Annotated in this window: 14 protein-coding genes; 3 read left to right on the forward strand and 11 right to left on the reverse strand. The window is 42.9% G+C overall.

Features of this window, described 5'->3' with window-relative positions; translation table 11 throughout:
• Positions 1–307: 307 nt before the first annotated feature.
• On the reverse strand, positions 308–772 hold the full coding sequence (locus V7K21_RS30150) for a hypothetical protein (protein WP_335179722.1): 465 nt from the start codon (positions 770–772) through the stop codon (positions 308–310).
• A 1,466-nt stretch (positions 773–2,238) separates the two neighbouring features.
• Here V7K21_RS30150 and V7K21_RS30155 point away from each other — a divergent pair.
• On the forward strand, positions 2,239–3,447 hold the full coding sequence (locus V7K21_RS30155) for a glycosyltransferase family A protein (RefSeq protein ID WP_335179724.1): 1,209 nt from the start codon (positions 2,239–2,241) through the stop codon (positions 3,445–3,447).
• A gap of 101 nt (positions 3,448–3,548) precedes the next feature.
• Here the strand turns inward: V7K21_RS30155 and V7K21_RS30160 are convergent, their stop codons facing one another.
• The 10 genes from V7K21_RS30160 to V7K21_RS30205 all read right to left on the reverse strand — a co-directional run bounded on the left by V7K21_RS30160 (position 3,549) and on the right by V7K21_RS30205 (position 18,112).
• Positions 3,549–4,139, reverse strand: coding sequence for a class I SAM-dependent DNA methyltransferase (locus tag V7K21_RS30160; RefSeq protein ID WP_335179726.1), 591 nt, complete (start codon positions 4,137–4,139; stop codon positions 3,549–3,551).
• On the reverse strand, positions 4,136–4,885 hold the full coding sequence (locus V7K21_RS30165) for a PIG-L deacetylase family protein (RefSeq protein ID WP_335179728.1): 750 nt from the start codon (positions 4,883–4,885) through the stop codon (positions 4,136–4,138). The genes V7K21_RS30160 and V7K21_RS30165 overlap by 4 nt, the downstream gene beginning before the upstream one ends.
• The gene (locus V7K21_RS30170; protein ID WP_335179751.1) at positions 4,875–6,113 is read right to left on the reverse strand and encodes an acyl-CoA dehydrogenase family protein; all 1,239 of its coding nucleotides are present in this window, start codon (positions 6,111–6,113) and stop codon (positions 4,875–4,877) included. Before V7K21_RS30170 ends, V7K21_RS30165 begins: the two co-directional genes overlap by 11 nt.
• A gap of 593 nt (positions 6,114–6,706) precedes the next feature.
• Positions 6,707–9,808, reverse strand: coding sequence for an efflux RND transporter permease subunit (locus V7K21_RS30175; protein ID WP_335179730.1), 3,102 nt, complete (start codon positions 9,806–9,808; stop codon positions 6,707–6,709).
• A gap of 294 nt (positions 9,809–10,102) precedes the next feature.
• The gene (locus tag V7K21_RS30180) at positions 10,103–10,426 is read right to left on the reverse strand and encodes a DUF433 domain-containing protein (protein WP_335179732.1); all 324 of its coding nucleotides are present in this window, start codon (positions 10,424–10,426) and stop codon (positions 10,103–10,105) included.
• A 99-nt stretch (positions 10,427–10,525) separates the two neighbouring features.
• Complete coding sequence (locus V7K21_RS30185; protein WP_335179733.1) at positions 10,526–13,648, reverse strand: efflux RND transporter permease subunit; 3,123 nt, start codon at positions 13,646–13,648, stop codon at positions 10,526–10,528.
• Positions 13,645–15,204 (reverse strand): efflux RND transporter periplasmic adaptor subunit, encoded by a 1,560-nt coding sequence (locus tag V7K21_RS30190; protein WP_335179738.1) that lies wholly within the window; start codon positions 15,202–15,204, stop codon positions 13,645–13,647. The genes V7K21_RS30185 and V7K21_RS30190 overlap by 4 nt, the downstream gene beginning before the upstream one ends.
• A gap of 217 nt (positions 15,205–15,421) precedes the next feature.
• The gene (locus V7K21_RS30195; RefSeq protein ID WP_335179741.1) at positions 15,422–16,339 is read right to left on the reverse strand and encodes a hypothetical protein; all 918 of its coding nucleotides are present in this window, start codon (positions 16,337–16,339) and stop codon (positions 15,422–15,424) included.
• Between the two features lie 45 nt (positions 16,340–16,384).
• Positions 16,385–17,665 carry a S41 family peptidase gene (locus V7K21_RS30200; RefSeq protein WP_335179743.1) on the reverse strand — a complete coding sequence of 427 codons (1,281 nt, stop codon included), beginning with the start codon at positions 17,663–17,665 and terminating at the stop codon, positions 16,385–16,387.
• Positions 17,666–17,722: 57 nt separating this feature from the next.
• Positions 17,723–18,112 (reverse strand): hypothetical protein, encoded by a 390-nt coding sequence (locus V7K21_RS30205; protein ID WP_335179745.1) that lies wholly within the window; start codon positions 18,110–18,112, stop codon positions 17,723–17,725.
• Between the two features lie 335 nt (positions 18,113–18,447).
• Between V7K21_RS30205 and V7K21_RS30210 the strand changes: the two genes are divergently transcribed.
• Together V7K21_RS30210 and V7K21_RS30215 are read left to right on the forward strand one after the other, a co-directional pair.
• Positions 18,448–19,662, forward strand: a complete 1,215-nt coding sequence (locus V7K21_RS30210) for a sensor histidine kinase (protein WP_335179747.1) — start codon at positions 18,448–18,450, stop codon at positions 19,660–19,662.
• Positions 19,663–19,664: 2 nt separating this feature from the next.
• Entirely contained in the window at positions 19,665–20,312 is a 648-nt protein-coding gene (locus V7K21_RS30215) for a response regulator transcription factor (RefSeq protein ID WP_335179749.1), read from the forward strand.
• Positions 20,313–20,823 lie beyond the last annotated feature (511 nt).

Genomic DNA, 20,823 nt, shown 5'->3' on the forward strand with positions numbered 1-20,823 from the left:
TACTCGCAGCAATTTACAACTACGAGTTAAGTTTAGCTGTCTCAAAATTCCAAACCCCCACCATAACATAAAACTTATTTTGCAAGAGGTCTACTATACTACTCTCATGCGGTAATTACGGCTCAAGGGTTGCTAAGGCGATCGCCTTAGCAACCCTTGAGGCTGGAACTAAAATCACAGAAATTATCAGCAAAGAATTCATTTTATAAAAATTTCTCCCTTGCAAAACTGGTTAATCTATCAACCACCTTGACTTTGACTTGAAGGATAACTCGCAATGGTTGAAAAACTTTAGATAAATCAAGAATTATATTGATTCGATGCCAAATTCTAAAGGGCGATCGCTTACAATTTTAAAAGCTTGCTCCGGAGGAATTTCTGGTCTTCTGAAAAAGAAATATTCTCTGGCATCAGAACCATAGTTAAAACCTACAATTACTACATACTCAATTCTTGGATCGTAATTGTCGATTAAAGCGTAAAATTGGGCAAATTGTATTGGTTGACTAGCGGCTGCTGCTGAAAGTTGCATCATCTGCCAAGCTTGAGTGCCTTTAGCAGTATAGTACATTTTGTCTCCTAGCTGCGATGTACCTTCAATCAGTGAAAAATTATTGCCGCCAGTATGGTCTATCTGGAGCACTTTATGCATATAAAGGTAACCCCTGCCTAATGTTTGGAAGAACTTCCATGCTTGGGCACTAAACAGGACTTCACCCGCTAAAACAATATTTTCGGCGATTTCGTGCTGAATTTGTTTTTCAGGCGTCATACTAATTTCTAATTCGTAATTAAGATACACTTTAAAAGGGTTGAGATAGTTGATCTTCAACACTTTATTCTAGTTTTAAAAAAAGACATCCAATCCCAATTTTGTATGGGTGGGATCTTTTTTCTTACTTTAAGTTAACAAAATTTTCAAGACTCGCAACTTTCAGGTTAATCTCAGAGCTTAAAATGTATTGGCGATAGTCGAATACCATCGCTAGTGCATGAAAGCACTCCTGTTGAAGTAAAGAAATCTTTCTTGCACAGCAAGTTTTTTAACCCTAACACAACGCTTACAAGCGTCATGGCTTGTCGTCAGACATCGCTTCTCATAGTTCTTGCACGATAACGATGCCGCCACATTACAAAGGTAGTGATGAACTTAAAAAAGCATAAGCGGGTGTTCACCTAACGCTCTTTAGTCACTCTCACTATAAAATAAAACAATAATCCTTGCTACACAATACTTTCAGGCAAAAAAGGTGATTTTATCGATAATGTTAGAAAATAAAGCTCTAAACCCAGTTTTTGTCCCTTGTTTAGAAGTTGGCTGAAATTTTTCTTTGACCAGAGTGATGAAACGCTAAGTTGGTAGGCGCAATTAAACAAAACTATATAAATTTGTGTATAGCATCAAAAATGCTTTGGATATAAATTTTTAAACAATTTATATTTCTTAATATATTTATGTTTTTTAACACCTGTTTACTTACTGAAGCGATCGCTTCTCCAAAAACTTTGAGTATAGAAGAAAAGATGGAGTCGATCCAAATTACGAATAAATGTACTTTTAAAAGTCTATAATGAATATTTATAACGACTAAAAAGTAGGTTATTAATCTTGTATTTAAGTTTTCATATGAATTTATCCCATTATTCTATAAATATCTCATTTTTTTATAATAATGTGTTTAAAAAGCTTAGTTTCTGGTGTTTATTCTTAAATAGTTTGAGTTTTTTATGATAAATATTATTAGTAAAATAGATTTATAAATTTGCTTTAGTTTAATTTAGTTATTATAATAATATAAAATGATAGATAAGAGTAAAAAATACTGATATATTTTTAGATTAAGGATTTTTACCTCAGCTTGTTTTACAAATGATTCCTGATTAGTCTATTAATAAATTTGGATAATTTAGAATATGATTTCTCTCATTTTTCAGATTGATTACCAATAAAAAAAGAAAATAAAATATATGATTTAAGTATAATTTCATAGTCTAAAAGTTGACATAAGCAAAAAATATATAAAGATTATGTGTTGATTAGTAAAGCTTTTAGTGAGAGCATATAGACAATAGTCTTTGATAGCTGATGTTCAGAGAGTTTTAATCAACACTAATCATACTGTAGGTAGATTCCAAGTAAATGAGAAAATATTCAAAATAGAGTTATGAATATTAATAATTTTCGACTGTAGATGAATATACTGTGTCGCTGTTCCTGGAAATGGAAAAATGGTTTTTATGGAAAGTAAGCGCTTGTCCTTTGTTGCTGACTTTCCATCTGTACAACTTGATAAAAACTTTCCTCAAACTTTAGTCCAAATCCCGCCATCAGTGCATTGTGAAGTTTGTGTAATTGTTCCAGTTCGCAATGAAGCTCAGACGTTGGCAGCAACCCTTACTGCCCTGATACATCAAGTTGATTTAGAAGGACAGCTTTTAGATCCCAGACGTTACGAAATAATTTTGTTGGCAAATAATTGTAGCGATGATTCAGCAGCTATAGCCCGAAGTTTCGCGGGGCAACATCCAGATATAGCACTGCATGTAGTTGAAAAAACTCTGCCTGCTGCAGAAGCCTATATTGGCCGAGTGCGTCAGATTTTGATGGATGAAGCACACCGCCGTTTGTGTAGTTCAGGACGCACAAGGGGGGTAATTGCTTCAACTGATGGAGACTCGCAGGTAAGCCCAACTTGGATTGCTGCCAACTTGTACGAAATTACCTATGGTGCTGATGCTGTAGGTGGACGAATTTTTGTTGAGCGCGCTGGTCGTGCTGATCTAGACCCTTACGCCAGAGCTTGCTATCTGCGTGAAGTGGGCTACCGCTATTTAATTACTGAATTAGAAACTTATCTCGATCCAGACCCATATGACAGCTTTCCCCGCCACTATCAACATTATGGAGCAAGTTTGGCAGTAACAGCAGAAATGTATGCACTGGCAGGAGGCTTACCACCTGTGCGGACTCCTGAAGATGTAGCTTTTTACCGGGCCTTGATACGGGTAAATGCCCGTTTTCGCCACAGTTCGCTAGTGCGGGTAGTAACTTCGGCAAGACAAATCGGACGTACCAATGTTGGTTTAGCAAATCAACTGAGTAAATGGATAGAAATGGGACGCCAACAGCAACCATTTGTAGTTGAGCCAGCAGCGGCTATCGAAACTCGTTTTATTGCACGTCGCCAATTACGAGTGATGTGGTCGTGCGCTCTTAATGGCTATCAGCCAAGTCATCCCAGTGTCTTGTCTTTGGCTCAGATGCTAGGAGTTTCAGCCCAATGGCTTGTCCAGAAATTAATGCAACCTTATACCTTTGGTGAGTTGTTTGAACTAATCGAAGAACGACAGCAGGAAGAAGGAATTTGGGCTTCGCGCTGGAAATTTGTGGAAATTGAACAAGCAATTGGGGATTTGCGCTTGCGTCTTAAGAGTTTACGTCAGTAATTGCTAAGGGCAAGCGTTACTTTAGAGTAGGGTGACGCTTGCAAAGCGGTTTCTTCTAAAAGGTAAAACTAAATATCAAAAAATAAAGCAGGTTTAATTTCTTAGACTCGCTCGAATAAATCAAGTCGATATTCTTCCTCTCGTTGACCTTTTAAATGCCGCAATTTATTTGGGGTCAAGTCAAAAAACGAGTTATGAACTTCATCCCCACTCAACGGATAATCACGGGCATAAAGTGTCCAATGAACTAAAAGTAGATGTCCTCCAGGTTCCAGGTATTCTAAAATGCACTGTTGGGATTTTTTCAGGTCTTCCCAGCTCCAATAATAGCCAACTTCCGAGACTAAGGTCAAATCAAACATTTCATCAGGATATTGCTCTGGGACACGCATAATCTGGAACTTGACATTGGAGAGATGCTGACAGCGCTCTTTTGCTCTATTCTGCGCTAATTTTGACACATCAACCGAGAGCAGTGAGTCACAATGCTCTTGTAGCTTCTGAGTTAAAACACCAATGGAACCGCCGATTTCAAAGGCAGACCGATAGCGCTCTTTGGGTAAAGCTGCGATCGTAGCAGCATATTTGTTAGCTTCGTATTCCCTCGTTTCAAACTTCCACGGGTCAGGATCTTCGCTATAAAGTTTATCGAAGTAGCTGGGTGGTAAGGAATCGGATTGTAACGGGTTCATTGGATTTCCTCTAAATAAACTTCCCAAGGGCGAGTAAAGTTAGCTAACATTTCGGCACTCAGGCGAAAGCCTTGTGGGTCATCGTCAATTAAGTCTGTAATTTGGGAACGATAAGCAGCGATCGCTTGCTGTTTCACCTCCACTACCGTGCTAATATCCAACCGCCAGGTTGTCACCTCAAGAGATGCTGGCAGACTTCCCCGTTGCTCTGAGTCCCAATCCCAAATAGGATACTCAATCAATCGGGGGGATAAGTGCAAATCATGCAGTGCTGCTTTGATTAACTTCCACGTTGCTCGGTGGTCTGCGTGAGGGTCATATCGCCACGGTAAAAAGATAATTTGTGGAGTGACTTCTGTGATGTAAGCCCGACAACTAGCCACCGCCCTTTGATACTGTGTTGGAATTAACCCATCCTGCATTCTACAGAAGGTGACAGCATTAGCTTCTACACCCAGCAATTTTAATGCTGATAGCGTTTCAGTTTCACGCAGAGCTAGGAGTCTATCTGCGGGATATTTCCGCGAACGAGAGTGTGAAAGGGTACCATCACTGATGACTAAAACTTGCACATTACAATTCATTGACCTTAACAGAGCGATCGCACCCCCACAACCTAATGTTTCATCATCAGGATGGGGTGCGACGATTAGTGCCGCACTACAAGCGATTTCGTTAACTGAATGCCAGGGCAAAACACTAGGATTGCTTAGTGGTAATCCAATCATACCGAATTTATTCATCATTCCAAAGCAGATAAGCAGGATTACTTTTATGCAATGCATACTGCCCTACATTTGTCAAGGCTGCATCAAAAGCAGGTTGACGCAGATATAGAGTCAAATCTCGGATAATGCGTTCCATCGGATTTGGTGGTAGTAAGCCGCGAGTTCCAACAGAACGTTGGCACAAATTCATTACATCAATGCAAATTTGTTCAATTGCTGTCCTCACCATGTTTGCATAGGCGACGAGTTGGTCTGCTTGCGGGTGAGTAACTGTGGGATCGCCACCAAACACAGGCGCATACGTTGCTACCTGATTCGCAGCACCCCGTAGCCAGAGATTACCACTTTCAATGGCGATCGCCATTCTGCCAAGCCGTTCCTGTTGATATGGATCATTTGTATATTCCAACTTCTGGAGATACTGGCGAGTTAGGTTAAACAGTGCTTCTGCCCCACCTAGTTGCACAGCAGCAAACCGAATCACCCCAGCAGACAACCAGGGCTGTCGAAAGTAATCTCCTGGTTGTCCGATTAAAGCCTTTTGATCCAACTCTACACCGCTAAAATCCACTTTGTAACTAGCAGTAGCTCGCATGCCAGAAGGTTGCCACCAAGTTGGGTCACTAACTGTTGTAACTTCGTCCATCGACACAATGCACATTTGCCAACCGCCTTCTGGCAATATTCCATTAACGAAAGGACGTTCAACATAGCCTGCACCAGTACAAAATGTTTTAGAACCTTCCAGGCGATAACGTCCATTTTCAAAAGGAATTACCTTGACACCATCAGAGGCTTCGGCATTCCAAACGCCAAATATTTTCTGACGCTCACGGGCATCACGGGCGTAGCTTGTGATTTGTTCTACAGTACCAAAAGTCTGAATCAGTTGCAGGGCATTGATATGTCCTTCATAAATTCGACCAACTGCCAGATTGCCATGTCCCATCTGCTTTAATAGTATTAAAAGCTCGTAGGTAACATTAGCATCAATTCCCGCACCCCATCCGCCTAATTCTTTCGCCAATGGTGCAGTTAATAACCCAGCTTTAGCAATCAGATCAAACTCCTGCTTGGGAAAAGCATTATTACAATCTATAGCAGTGGCATTATTTGCACAATAATCAGCAATTTCGGTGGCACGTTTTAAATCTACAGCAATATTGGAATCATGCCATTTTGGGATGACGACATTCTTTGATAATTGGATACTAATAGCCGACTCCTTTCTGTAATATTTTTTTATATCTTATTGATAGTAATGAATTAAGTCAGTTAATACCTCTATCTTTTGTGTGACTCTATACTCCATAAAAAGCGAGAAAATTACCATCGCATAAATTGAGTTTATATTACTGCTGATCTTCTCGTGATTCCTAGTCATTAATCTAAAACTATTGAGAATCAGCAACTCCAACAACGTATTCAGGAATTGGAACACGCTGTAGAGGAACGTCCTTCTCAACAGTGGGGGAATACCATAACGCAAGAGGCAACCAAAGCTTTGACCAAGCAGGTGCAAGCATTAGAGAAAACTATTGACCTTCTGCAGGGTAGGACACAAAGAAAGAAAGAAATAAGAAGCCAAGAAAATTTGGCGCAGGCTCACAAAGAAATGGTATTAGACAAAAAATAGCCGTAGAAAACACTCAAACGTTTATACAGAAAGACTTTGACATCGTTTTGCCTATAATTGATATATCTGAGCCAATAAAATCCTCTATAGTTTTTGTGTCAGGAATTTATAGTGTCCTCTTTGTCTGGAATGGGGTTTGAGCTTTTGCCTAATAGTTAAGCATGGGCAAGTCTAGCGCTATTTAGTCAAAAGCTAGGCTACCTCTATTTTTTGCGAAGGTATTGTTGTATACTAAGCTTTTTCCGCAATGCCTCCATGTAAGTGTAAAATACTGGAGTCAGATAGAGAGTCAATATCTGAGAGAACAGTAATCCACCAACGATCGCAATACCCAGAGGACGACGCGCTTCTGAACCTACTCCCGTCCCCAGAGCAATCGGAAGTGTCCCAATTAAAGCTGCCATCGTCGTCATCATAATTGGGCGGAAGCGAATCAAGCAAGCAGCATAGATGGCATCAAAGGAATTTTTCCCTTCCTTTCGCTGCGCTTCTATGGCAAAGTCCACTAGCATAATGCCATTTTTCTTGACAATGCCTACTAGCAGGATGATGCCGATGAAAGAGTAAAGATTTAAATCAACCTGGAAAATCAGCAGCGTCAGTAATGCCCCAAAACCCGCCGAAGGCAAACCGGAAAGAATTGTGATCGGGTGAATAAAATCCTCATAGAGGATACCGAGAATCAGATAGATTACTAAAATAGACACTAACAACAGCACGCCTAAATCGTTGAAGGACTGTTGAAAGGTTTGGGCTGAACCTTGAAAGCTGGGGGTAATTGTTGAGGGTAGCACCTCACTGGCTGCTTGCTTAATAGCATCTGTGGCCTGACTTAGAGACGTTCCTGGAAGAGTGTCAAAAGAGATAGTTGCAGAGGGAAGTTGAGCAACGTGAGTGACAGTGAGGGGGCCGACATTCTGGGTGATATTAGCGATCGCACTCAGGGGAACCTGTTTTCCATTACTCGATTGCACATAAAGCATCGATAGGGCACTAGGATCTCGCTGAAACTCTGGTTTCACTTCTAAGATTACATAAAATTGGTCATTTGGGGTATAGATAGTTGACACCTGGCTGGAACCATAGGCGGCGCTGAGGGTTTGTTCAACTTGTTGGGCGGTAATCCCAAGAGTTGCGGCTTTGTTGTGGTCAACTTGGACTTGGATTTGAGGAGTGCTGAGTTGTAAATCGCTGTCAACATCCCGGAGTCCTGGTAGGGTTTTGACTTTATCCACAAGTTTAGGAACGTATTGGCGCAGCTCTTGCAAATTCAAGCTCTGCAATGTGAACTGATAAGTAGAATTAGTTTGTTGACCACCTATGGGAATAGCTGGCGGAGAGCGGAGAAATGTTTTAATCCCAGTTGTCCGTCTCAACTTCGGGGTTAGCTCTTGAATGATTTGGTCAGCACTCAGTTGACGTTGAGAACGTGGCTTGAGCCGAATCGTAATTCGCCCGGAGTTGACCGATGCGTTAGGGCCACTTGCACCTACAATCGAGTCAACTGCTTCAATGTTGGGGTCTTTACGAATGATGTCAACAACCGTTTGCTGGTGGCGGCGCATATCATCAAAAGAAATATCTTGCGCTCCTTTGGTGTTCGCCATCAGTTGTCCAGTGTCTTCTGTGGGAATAAATCCTTTGGGAACGATGATGAACAGATAGACGGTCATTACCAGCAGAATGCCAGAACCAATGAGTGTCATCAGGCGGTATTTTAAAACAGGCTTGAGCGTCCAATCATATCCTTGCAGTAGTAAATCAAATGCCCGTTCTGAAACTCGATACACCAGATTTGGTCTTTGCTGATGGGATGAAGTTAAGAAGCGACTGCACAACATTGGTGTGAGACTGAGGGAAACAAAACCCGAAACCAAAATTGCCACAGCGATCGTCACGGCAAATTCATGAAATAATTTACCTATTATTCCACTCATAAACATGATCGGAATGAACACCGCCACTAGAGAGAAGGTCATTGACAAAATTGTGAAGCTGATTTCTTTTGATCCCTTTAATGCTGCGTCTAGGGGAGATTCGCCCATTTCTCGATAACGGACGATATTTTCCAACACGACAATCGCATCATCCACGACAAAGCCCACGGAGAGGGTCAACGCCATGAGTGAGATATTGTCTAGGGAGAAGCCCGACAGATACATCACGGCAAAAGTACCAATTATCGCTACAGGTAGCGCCAAACTGGGGATCAGGGTCGCTGTGATGTCACGCAAGAATAAGAAAATCACTAAGACAACTAGACAAATCGACAGAACCAAGGTGAACTTTACATCGTTGACAGAAGCTCGGATTGTTTGGGAGCGATCGTACATAATCCCCATGTCAATCGATTTGGGAACTTGTTCGCGGAGTGTAGGTAAAAGTTTCTGGATGGCATCAACGATATTTACTGTATTGGCTCCGGGCTGCGGCTGCACGGCGAGAACAACCGAATGGCGGTTTGTTACCTTGTCATCGCTATACAAATTTGAGACTTTGTTGTTTTGTTCACTGTCAATTACCTGTCCCAAATCCTGGAGGCGCACAGGCGCACCGTTGGTGTAAGTTACAATTAGCTGGCGATAGCCGGCAGCATCGGTGAGTTGACCGTTTGCCTGAATAGTATAATTTTTGTAATTGTCAGAGAGACTGCCTGTTGGTAAATCAACATTTCCCTGTTGAATGGCGGTTTTCACCTGAGTTAGACTAATTCCCCGCGATGCCAACTCTCGCGGGTCAAGCTGAACGCGGACTGCATATTGCTGTTGACCAAAGACCTGTACTTGAGCAACACCATTAATCATTGAGATTGGCTGACCAACTGTTACCTCTGCGTATTCATCTACTGTCGATATTGGCTGTGTCTCAGAATACATATAGAGGAAGAGAATCGGTGAGACAGACGGGTTGACTTTGCGGTAGGTGGGTGGGTGAGGCATTCCGGCGGGCAGTTGTCCTGCTGCGGCTGAGATGGCTGCCTGCACATCTTTTGCAGCATCCTCCACTCTGCGGCTAAAGTCAAATTGTAGGGAAATGTTGGTGCTGCCAGTTGAACTGGTGGAATTGAATGAATTGAGTCCGGCAATTTCGGTAAACTGTCTTTCTAGGGGTGCGGCGACCGAAGATGACATTGTTTCTGGGGTGGCACCAGGGAGACTAGCAGAGACAGAAATAAAAGGATATTCAACGTTAGGCAGCGCACTGATGGGTAACAGGAAATAACTCATCAGACCGAAGATGAGGATACCCATCATCACCAAGGTAGTCATGACCGGACGACGAATGAAGAGTTCTGAAAGGTTCATGGGTTTTGTTATCCCAGAAATGTGGTGGGGATGCGATCGCTAAATATAATTTCAACGTTAATTTGATCAATGTGTGATGGGTACAACAACTTTATCTCTGATTTTTAAACATATCTAACGCCTCCTGAACTGCTTCTTGAACAACTGGCTCTGAATCTTTTAAAAGCTGCGATACAAACTCTACAGCCTCAAATGCTTTTATTTTTTAACGAACCGCTAAGACGCAGAGAAAGGAGAAATAGAGAGGGTTTTGCGTCAGTTATGGGATATTTTTTTATTTGGAAGTCCCTAAAATTATTGCTGGGCTAATAAGCGAGAACGAATTAGGCTCAAATCAGGTTGAACATTTGACAGACGTTGATGAACAGATTCAGCTAACTGTTTACGTTGATCGAGGTATACTTCCACAGCATCTCGATGTCGAAGGTAGTAACCAATAGTCAGGTATACATCAGATAATGACAAGGATGAGTAACGCCCAACAATAGATTCAGAGGATGCACCATCTTGAAAGCTACGAATCACCATTTCTAGCAAAACCCTTGTATTACCTACTCGAATTGCACCTGTTGCATCTTCACTTAAGGGAGGAATTTCTTGTTCTATCGCTAAAGTCATAGTGTCATTATTCCAGAAACGCTAGGATCTAAATTTTAGTGTGGTACTACTTGGTAATTGGTAATTTGTAATTCGTAAGGCTATATTACCTGTTGAAAATCACGATCGCCCGCCTGTAAATGAAAATACCCGACGGAACTTAACTTGACTGAGCTTTTTCCGCCATGATTCCATGTAAATGTAGAATACGGGAGTTAAATACAGGGTCAATATCTGAGAAAATACCAGTCCGCCCACAACTGCAATACCTAGAGGACGGCGGGATTCAGAGCCAGCCCCAAATCCGATCGCTATCGGTAAGGTTCCCATTAGCGCTGCCATTGTCGTCATCATAATCGGGCGGAAGCGCACCAAGCAGGCTTGATAAATCGCCTCAGACGGTTTTTTCGATTCATTTCGCTGGGCTTCAATTGCAAAGTCCACCATCATGATGCCGTTTTTCTTGACGATGCCTACCAAGAGAATTATGCCGATGAAGGAGTAAACATTCAGTTCGACATGGAATATTATCAGCGTTAACAATGCGCCAAAACCTGCTGAAGGCAAACCGGAAAGAATCGTAATCGGGTGAATGAAATCCTCATAGAGAACACCAAGGATCAGATAAATTACTAGGACAGCGATCGCTAACAGTAAACCTAAACTCGGCAGTGAACTTTGAAATACCTGGCTTGCGCCCTTAAAGTTGGTGCTAATGCTGGCAGGAATCACCTGATCAATCAGTTTTTCAATCTCTTCGTTGGCATTTCCTAAGGACACACCAGGGGCGAGGTTAAAGGAAATGGTGGCAGCGTTCATCCGACCATTATGATTGACCATTAACGGGCTGACTCCCTGAGATAGTTTGGCAAATGTCTTCAGAGGAACTGCCACTCCTGTGCTGGAGTTAATGTACAATGTCAACAAAGCATTGATATCTTCCTGATACTGGGGTGCTAATTCCAGAATTACCTGATACTCATTGGTCGCTGCATAGATGGTTGACACTTGGTAGGAGCCGTAGGCATTTCTCAGGGTATTTTCGATTTGCTCGGCGGTGATTCCATAAGTTGAAGCTTTATCGCGATCAATGTCAATTTGAATTTGGGAAGCAAACTGTAAATCGCTGTTGACATCCTGGAGTTCTGTCAAAGTCTTCATCTTGACAACAAGTTGAGGAACATACTCCTGTAAGGGTTTGACATCAGAACTCTGGAGTGCTAATTGATAAAGTCCTGTACTTTGTTGAGCGCCAATCGGAATCGCTGGGGGATTTTGTAAAAATACTTGGATGCCTGGAACAGTGGCGAGTTTGGTTCGCAAATTTTGAATGATTTCATCAGCACCTAGTTGGCGCTGCGATCGCGGTTTTAACCGAATAAACAAACTCCCAGAATTGGCTGCAACTGCTGCCCCACTCCCACTAGCACTCGCTCCCGCCCCGATATTGGAGTTGACTGCATCTACATTCGGATCTTGGCGGATTAGGTTAGCAACTGTCTGCTGATGCTGGACAAGATTATTGAAGGACGCATCCTGGGCTGCTTGAGTAATGCCTGTAATTTGTCCGGTATCTTGGCTAGGAATAAACCCTTTGGGAACTATCACCAACAACCCAACTGTCACTGCAAATAGAACGACAGATAAAATCATCGTGGTAAAGTGATATTTTAAGACTTTTTTCAGACTCCAATCGTACAGACCCAGCAAGCGATCAAACACATATTCGGAAGCTTGATATAACCGACTTTGATGGGCATGATCCACAGGACGCAGAAAACGGCTGCACAACATCGGAGTCAGACTCAAAGACACAAAACCAGATACGAGAATTGCAACTGCGATCGTCACAGCAAATTCATGAAATAATCGTCCCAGTACTTCACTCATGAACAACATCGGGATGAAGACTGCAACCAAAGAAAGGGTCATCGACAGAATTGTAAAACCAATTTCTCTCGACCCATTCAACGCCGCTTCTAGGGGACGTTCCCCCATTTCCATGTGACGGACGATATTTTCTAGCATGACGATCGCGTCATCCACTACGAAGCCCACCGAAAGGGTCAACGCCATCAGCGACAGGTTATCTAGTGAGTAGTGCAGCAAATACATCACTGCAAAGGTGCCAATCAGCGAAACGGGTAATGCCAAACTGGGAATTACTGTGGCCGAGAGGTTCCGCAAAAATAGGAAAATTACTAAGATAACTAAACCAATGGTCAGAATCAACGTAAATCTGACATCATCCACTGAATCTCGAATCGATTGAGACGCATCATAGAGAATCCCAATTTCCACGGATGCCGGAATCTGGCTTCGCAAATTTGGGAGCAATTTCTTAATCGTGTCTACGACTTGTACCGTATTGGTTCCGGGCTGTCTTTGGATGGTGAGAATAATCGCGCGGGTATTATTGTACCAGCTTGCTACCTTGTCATTTTCTACACTGTCAATGATCCGCCCCAGTTGATTGAGATAAATGGGCATTCCATCTTTGTAAGACACAATCAGCTGGCGATAAGCAGCTGCATCTTCAAGTTGCCCGTTAGTCTGGACTGTAAAATTCTTGTGATTTCCCGAAAGACTGCCGGTAGGCAAATCGACGTTATTCTGTTGAATCGCCGTTGCTACTTGATCTAACCCAATTTGCCGCGTTGCTAATTGCTGCGGATCAAGTTGAATTCGAGCTGCATACTTTTGGGAACCATAGACAGCTACCTGTGCCACCCCATTGATTGTAGATAGCTTTTGCGCCAAATAAGTCTCGGCATAATTGTCTACCTGGGAAAGGGGCAAAGTGGGAGAGTCCAGATAAAGGTAAAGAATCGGTTGATCGGCGGGGTTAACTTTGCTGTAGGTAGGAGGATTGGGTAAATCCGTCGCAATTTGCCCCGATGCTCCCGATATCGCTGCTTCCACATCCTGCGCCGCATCATCAATATTCCGGCTCAGGTTAAATTGCAGGGTAATTTGAGTCTGGCCCAGTGTGCTAGTTGAGTTGAGTGAATCGAGTCCAGCAATGCTAGAAAATTGCTTCTCTAAAGGACGGGCAACCGATGCTGCCATCGTTTCGGGGCTGGCTCCCGGTCGAGCGGCACTTACCTGAATTGTAGGATAATCCACACTTGGTAAATCGCTGATTGGCAGCAAGCGATAACTCATGAAACCGAAGATCAAAATCGCCGCCATCAGCAGAGTCGTCATGATCGGACGGCGGATAAATGGTTCTGAAAGGTTCATGAATCACCTCCGCTTGGGCGTTCTCCCCCCTGCTCCCTGCCCCCTGCCCCCCTTCCTCTTCTTGACTTCGAGGAATTTCCATCTGCATTTGAGTTATTACCGGCTGTTTTGATGCGGATTTTGCTACCTGAAACGAGATTCGCTTGACCATCGGTGACAATTTTATCGCCTGGTTGCGGCCCTTTCTCAACCACATCTAGCCCATTAATGCTGTTACTAACTGTAACTGGAACATTTTGTACTGTCATGTCTGGCTTAACTACAAAGACAAACTGTCCATCCGGGCCATTCTGCACGGCTTGGGAAGGAACAACCGTTGCATTCGGTTCTTCGGTCAGCGTTAGCGTTGCGTTGACAAATTGACCGGGAAACAAGTGTCCTTGAGTGTTGTCAAAGTCGCCAATCAGTTGAATTGTCCCCGTGGTGTTATCGACCGTATTATTGACAAATGCCAAAACACCTGGTATTGAATGAGCTTGATCATCGGGGAACGTTACATCTACCTTCAGCTTGCCATTCTCCATATACTTTTGTACTTGGGGCAGATTTGTTTCGGGAATGGAAAAAGCAACTTGAATCGGGCGAATTTGGGTCAGGGTAACAAGTGGAGTCGTGCTGTTGGCTTGCACCACATTGCCCAGAGCCACCAGAATATTGCCAGCGCGACCATCAATTGGCGCATAAATTTTGGCGTAAGATAATTGCACTTTGGTATTGTCCAATGCTCCCTGGTCGGAACGGACAACAGCTTGAGCATTCGCGATCGCAGCTTGATCGCCCTGGACAACAGCACCGGCATTAGTCAGCGCCACTCGATCGCTTTTCAAAACTGCCTCAGCATTAGCTATCGCTTCTCGATCTGCTTGTAGGGTTGCTGTAGCCGATTTGCTGTTGGAAACGTATTGCTGTGCTTGATCCAAGCTGATAGCGCCTTTCTTGTATAATGCACCATAGCGATCGCTCTGTCCTTCGGCAAATTGTGCTTGGGCTTGATCCTTGGCCAAAGTCGCCTGGGCTTGTCGCACTAGAGCTTGGTCTTTAACTAAAGTCGCCCTAGCTTGGTCTACCTGACCCAAGTCTCTAGCTAATGTAGCTCTTGCTTGTTGTACCTGCGCTTGGTCTTTCACTACAATTCCTTGAGCTTGCTGGATTGTAGCAGTTTGCGATCGGTCATCCAGGGTAAACAAAAGTTGCCCCTTTTTCACATCTTGACCTTTTTTGAAATAAACTCCAATGATCCGTCCACTAGCTTCGGGCGTAATCGAGACTGTAGACCCCGATTGCACATTGCCGATCGCCTGTAGTTGTACCGGAACCGTTTTTTGTGTCACCATTGCCACAGTTACAGGTGTTACTTGCTGCCTATTACCGCGAGATTTTTCAGTTTTGTCTGACTTGGCTGTACCCGCATGGATACCAAAAAAAACTAGCCCAGCCAGCAATAGCACACCCAAAATTCCCAAACTAATCTTTTTTGGCGATCGCTTTTTTGGCGATCGTCGTAGCTCCTGTTCTATACTGTTTTCAGTCAAATCGTTAGAAATTTCATGGTTCATCAGAACCTCCAGTGGATTTTAGTTTATTAGAAACAGCCAAATCCTTTAACACCTCAACTCCCGCTGATAACAATTTCATTTGAGGCGGCATATATGAATAATTTTTCTTGAAGATAGGTACGTACTGTATCGGTTGTAGATTGAGATCCTTTGCATGTCTTAGTAGTTTTGATATCTGGAAATGTTAAATTACTCATAGTCAGTTAGCCTCTACCTATTAATTAGGGGATTTTTTATTAGGGAAAAACCGCAGATAATGACTCGACGAGCCATAGAGGTTTTTATAAAGAAACCAGGTATCAAGCACTAGTTCCAAAAGAGCAATCAACACCCAAATTGCTAGAGAAACAATTACAGGGAGGCTGAGATCAGGAAACTTCCTTTGCAAATCAATAATCCCAAATAACAGCAAAAACAGCAGCGAAACTCCCAGGAGAAAGGACAACTTGACGATCGCGAGAATGAAACGGCTCATCTCTAAGATGCGATTGTAAAGCCTGGAAAATCCCTCCACGATTTCTTCGATGTTATTGATGACAAGTAAAATTTGTTGTCGGTATAGATGGGTAGCTAAGGAGCATTGTTGCTGCACTTTTGCCCATTCATCTTCATTCTTGAAATTATCTAAAATATCTAAAAGCTTATCCAAAGGTAGCACCTGGGAACTAGTTGCCCAGATTGGTAAATCCTTTAAATGCAAGGGAACTAAATAGTTAATCAGCGCTATCAGAGTTTCAGCAAAATTACTGAGTTCGGGGGGAAGAGACTGAGTTAGACGAATGAGTTGGTCAATTTGAATCTGAAGTGTATAGTAGTCCTCATGCTGCCTTTGAGCGATCAACTGACTATTAAACGTCAGAAAAACAATTAACACCCCCAATAAAGCAGCTAAGGACTGGGATACAGCAGAAAAGAATTCAATCGCCACCTGTTTAGGCACTGTCAACCAGGGGGCGTTTTCCCGCATAGCAAAAACCAGAGTGACAACAAATACAAGCCCGACGATCGCTAGCTGATGGTGGGTAACAGTAGCTATGACTGTCCGCACTAGGGGAGTGTTACTGAGTTGAACCAGGATTTTCAGACCTGGGACTGGTTCACAAATTTGAAGTCGTTGGGCTTTGCGGGTTGACATGATTGAAAGTGGCAATAGGAGATATTGTTAAGAGTATCCCTAGACTTATTGCCCACGCTGTAAACTTAGATGATTGGCTTGCGACTGAATCAATTTGCTCAAGTCAGCAACCGCGCTAGCATACTGAGGATCAGCTAATGTCGCCAAGGTTCGGTTTTGCACCAATGCTTTCTGCTGTGCTTTGGTCAACTCCACATTAATATCTGGTGCAATGCCGACATGATTGATATCTCGACCTTTGGGTGTGTAGTATTTGGCGATCGTTAGTTTCAGCGCCGAACCATCAGAAAGTGGCTCTACGGATTGAACTAAACCTTTACCAAAGGTGCGAGTCCCTACTAATCTGGCGCGATTGTCATCTTGCAGTGCTCCCGACAGAATTTCGCTGGCGCTAGCAGATCCCTTATCAACCAGGATTACTAAGGGTTTGTTAGTCAGAGGATGTCCCGACGCATTGTAGCTATCTTTAACTTTGTCTCGATTTACCAAAGATACGATTGCCCCTTCCTTCAACCACATACTGGCAATTTGCAAACTTGCATCCAGTAGTCCACCTGGGTCAGAACGCAGATCCAAAACGTAGCCCTGCACCTGCTGTTTTTCTAATGCTTGAATTGCCCGATGCATCTCTTGCGGAGCCGTTTGCGTAAACTCTGGTAAACGAATATAACCAATCTTACCCACTGCTGTTGTTTGCGTGTTATAAGTTACAGGATGGATAGCAATATTTGCGCGGGTAAGTTTGAAAGTTTGCGATTGATTGCCCCGTTGAATCGTGAGTACTACCTTGGTTCCCACCGGGCCCAGAATTCGCTTAACGGCATCCTCAATTTTCATCCCCTGAGTTCTTTGACCGTTAATCTGGACAATTACATCGTCCGGCAAAATACCCGCCCTAAAAGCAGGCGTTCCTTGAATCGGGGCGATAACAGTTAAGGCTTTAGTTTTTTCATTCAGTGCCAGTTCTAACCCAACACCACTGAGGTTGCCAGAAAGGTCTTTATTTAGGGCAAGAAATTCCTCGGGGTCGAAAAACTCCGTATAGCGATCGCCTAATTTAGCCACCATTTCTTGAATCGCCCCGTAAGCCTGTTTGTTGGAACTATAAGAGCGGCTAAGATACTGCTGTCGAATTGCTTTCCAATCTTGATGGTTAAAGCTGACATCAACATAATTTTTATCTAGGATTTGCCACACCTCATCCACAAGTTTTTGGGGGCTAGCTTGGGGTTTACCTAGAGCTTTTGAAGCGTAGAGACTAGTTCCTGCCAGGATTGCTGCGATAATAGCGAGTTCTATCTTGAGGATCAATTTTTGCTTGAACATAGTTTAACTATTTACCATCTATTGCCTTATAAGTATTCTTTCTTTTGACTTGTTGCACTAGGATTTATCTTGGGATTGTCCTTTACGGTGGGGATAGGCAGTCTTAAAAATATCCTGAATTTTAGTCTTTTGTTCAGCCGTGAGATTCAGGCTCAAGACTGCTTTACGCATTCTTTCACCTTGTTGTAATTTCGCTGACAATTGTTTTACCTGATCTGGGGTCAGAACTGCCTCAACTTGCTTACGAACTGCTTCGCGTTTCTCGGCACGTTCTGGCGTATTCGCCCCAGGAGAGTTGGGAGCAGAAGCGTTGGTATTAGATACCTTTGTTCCAGAGTCCTCTGCTTGAGACATATCTGGAGACTTAGAACTGGTGCAACCTGTCATTCCTCCAATCAGGATAGTTGCAAGTAAAAGGGTTGGTATAATTATCTGTTTTTTGATCATTTACTTCTCTGGTTTTTGTTGTGTGTAATCCGACTGTTATAACTCAATTTCGGTTTATGACTGTTTAGAAGGTGTTTGAAAAGTTACTGCTTTACTCACACCAGCTAATCTTAAAAGTTGGCATAGATTTGTGCATCAGCTAAAATTCCTAACCTGACTAGTAAAAAAGTACTGAAGTTATTGTGACTTTTTTCCTAATTTAGAAATAGTTAATCAGTCGGAATGGCTCTATCGATACTGGAGACAGATTCGTTATATAGGAAGAAGAGTTTCATCCTAAAATTGGGAAAATACCTATGGTTTTGTTACAAAGACCATTGAGTTGGAACAGTTCTATGGTTCGCTTGACCTACCCATCGTTTCGTCTGTTGCTTTACCTTGAGTGGCTGTTATTAGCCACGGCAATGTTCATGGAAGTTGTGCTACCGTTTGAGTTGTCCTGGTCGTTGCTGCTACGAGTTGTCGCGATCGCAACTTTCAGCTTGATGGGCTTAAGACTACCAATGGTGAAGCTGGAAACAAAATTATTTTATACAGCCCTGGAATTCGGTTTAATTTTACTGCCAACAACTCAACATAGCTTATCTAGTCGCTCCGTTTTCCTGCTGTGTCTGGTACTGGTGATGCGGAGTTGCCTGATATTTAAGCAATTGGGACAGTTGGTTGTCTTGGGTTTATCTCTGCTCACTTATGGAACACTGCTTTTGTCAAGACCGATTGTACCTAAGAATTTTATGCCAGATTTAATCGCTATGTCTTGGGATTGGCGATTGAGTAATATATTATTGTTTAGCTTAACGTTAATATTCGCTTTATTGCTAATTAATGCCCTGCTTGCAGAGCGGCAAAGTCGAGAGCAGTTAGAAATTGCCCATCAGCAATTAGAGATAACCAATCAACAACTGTGTCAGTATGCGCTACGGATTGAAGATCAGGCAACCTTGCAGGAACGCAACCGAATTGCCCGTGAAATTCATGATGGGTTGGGACACACTCTAGTTGCCCAAACTATTCAGATTAATAACACCCTGTTGTTCTGGGAATCAAATAATCACAAAGCATTGACATTTCTCAAACAGGCAAAGGAATTGGGGGCTGAGGCGCTGCTGGAAATTCGGCGCTCGCTTTCTGTTTTACGTTCAAATCCTTTGCAAGGACAATCTCTCAAATCAGCCATTGAAAAGCTGCTGACAGATTTTCAGCAAACCACAGGTATTGAACCGGACTGTAAAATTGATCTACCGTACACTTTACCAACAGAAGTAAATACGGCTCTTTACCGGATTGTGCAAGAATCGTTGACAAATATTTGCAAACATGCTCAGGCAACGAGTGTCACCGTTGGACTATTGGCTGAGGCTGGGATGATTCATCTGTCAATCGAAGATAATGGAAAAGGGTTTAACCCCACTCAAAATACAACCGGGTTTGGGCTACAAGGGATGCGAGAACGAGCGGTTGCACTGGGCGCTCAGTTAAATCTCCACAGTCAATTAGGAACAGGTTGCTGTATTTCTGTTTCTTTTCCACTATCAAAGCTGTTGTTTTAGCTATGATTCGGATTTTATTAGTTGACGATCAGCATCTTATTCGCCAGGGACTTAAGAGTATGCTTGAGTCGAATGCCCAGATGCAGGTAATTGGTGAGGCGGAGAATGGGCAACGCGCACTCGAGGTGATTCCTGCACTGCAACCTGATATTGTGCTGATGGATATTCGGATGCCTGTAATGGATGGAGTTGCCACAACAAAGGCGATCGCTCAACAATATCCTGACATTAAGGTTCTCGTTCTGACCACCTTTGATGATGATGAGTATGTTTACCAGGCGATGCGGCTGGGTGCAAAGGGCTATTTACTCAAGGACACGGAACCTGATGAATTAATGTTGGCAATTCGATCCGTCTACAAGGGACAAACCCTACTCGGCCCGGGATTATTTGAGAAAGCACTCATGCCGATTACCGCACCTATCCCTTCTGTGCAAACCCCTCCAGAATTGGCGCAACTCACACCCAGAGAATTAGATGTATTGCGGTTAATTGCTTCTGGAGCCAATAACCGTGAAATTGCCGAATCGCTGTTTCTTTCAGAAAACACTGTTAAGAATTATGTTACCAATATTCTGAGTCGGTTGAATTTACGTGATCGCACTCAAGCCGCTTTGTTTGCCCATTCCTTGTTTGGCGGACTTAAATAAGTAAGTTTAGTAGACCGAAAACTTCTGCGTTAGCGTTCGCGGAGCGTCTCTACGAGAAGCTCACCGTTGGCGTAGCCTTTCGTAGAGAAGGTATCGCTAAAAAATAGGGTAGTGGTAAGTTGAAAAACAACACCAACTGCGATCGCATATCGAGCCGAGCAATTGTCAATGCTGCTCTAGGCAGTTAGTAACATTCGGCGGGTGCTAGCTAATTGCGGCCTTGTGTAATCAACAACTAATGGCTCTTTTTACAGATGACAAATCCCTCTTAAGTCATAGATATATTCTGTACTGTGATAGAGGATTTTTTGCTTCTGCTTGGGTATTCTATTTAGGTTAGATAAATAATTTGTCACAAAAGTTATACTTTTTCTGCTTTATACCTAATTCTTAGTGTATTTTGCTTAAAGAGAAAGAATAGACCTCTTGCAGAATTATTTTTATGTTATAATAGAAGGCTTTGCTTCCATACTAATGAGGTGGAATAATTGAGAAACGTGATACTTGGGTG

Source organism: Nostoc sp. (assembly GCF_036919595.1).
Classification (GTDB): Bacteria; Cyanobacteriota; Cyanobacteriia; order Cyanobacteriales; family Nostocaceae; genus Nostoc.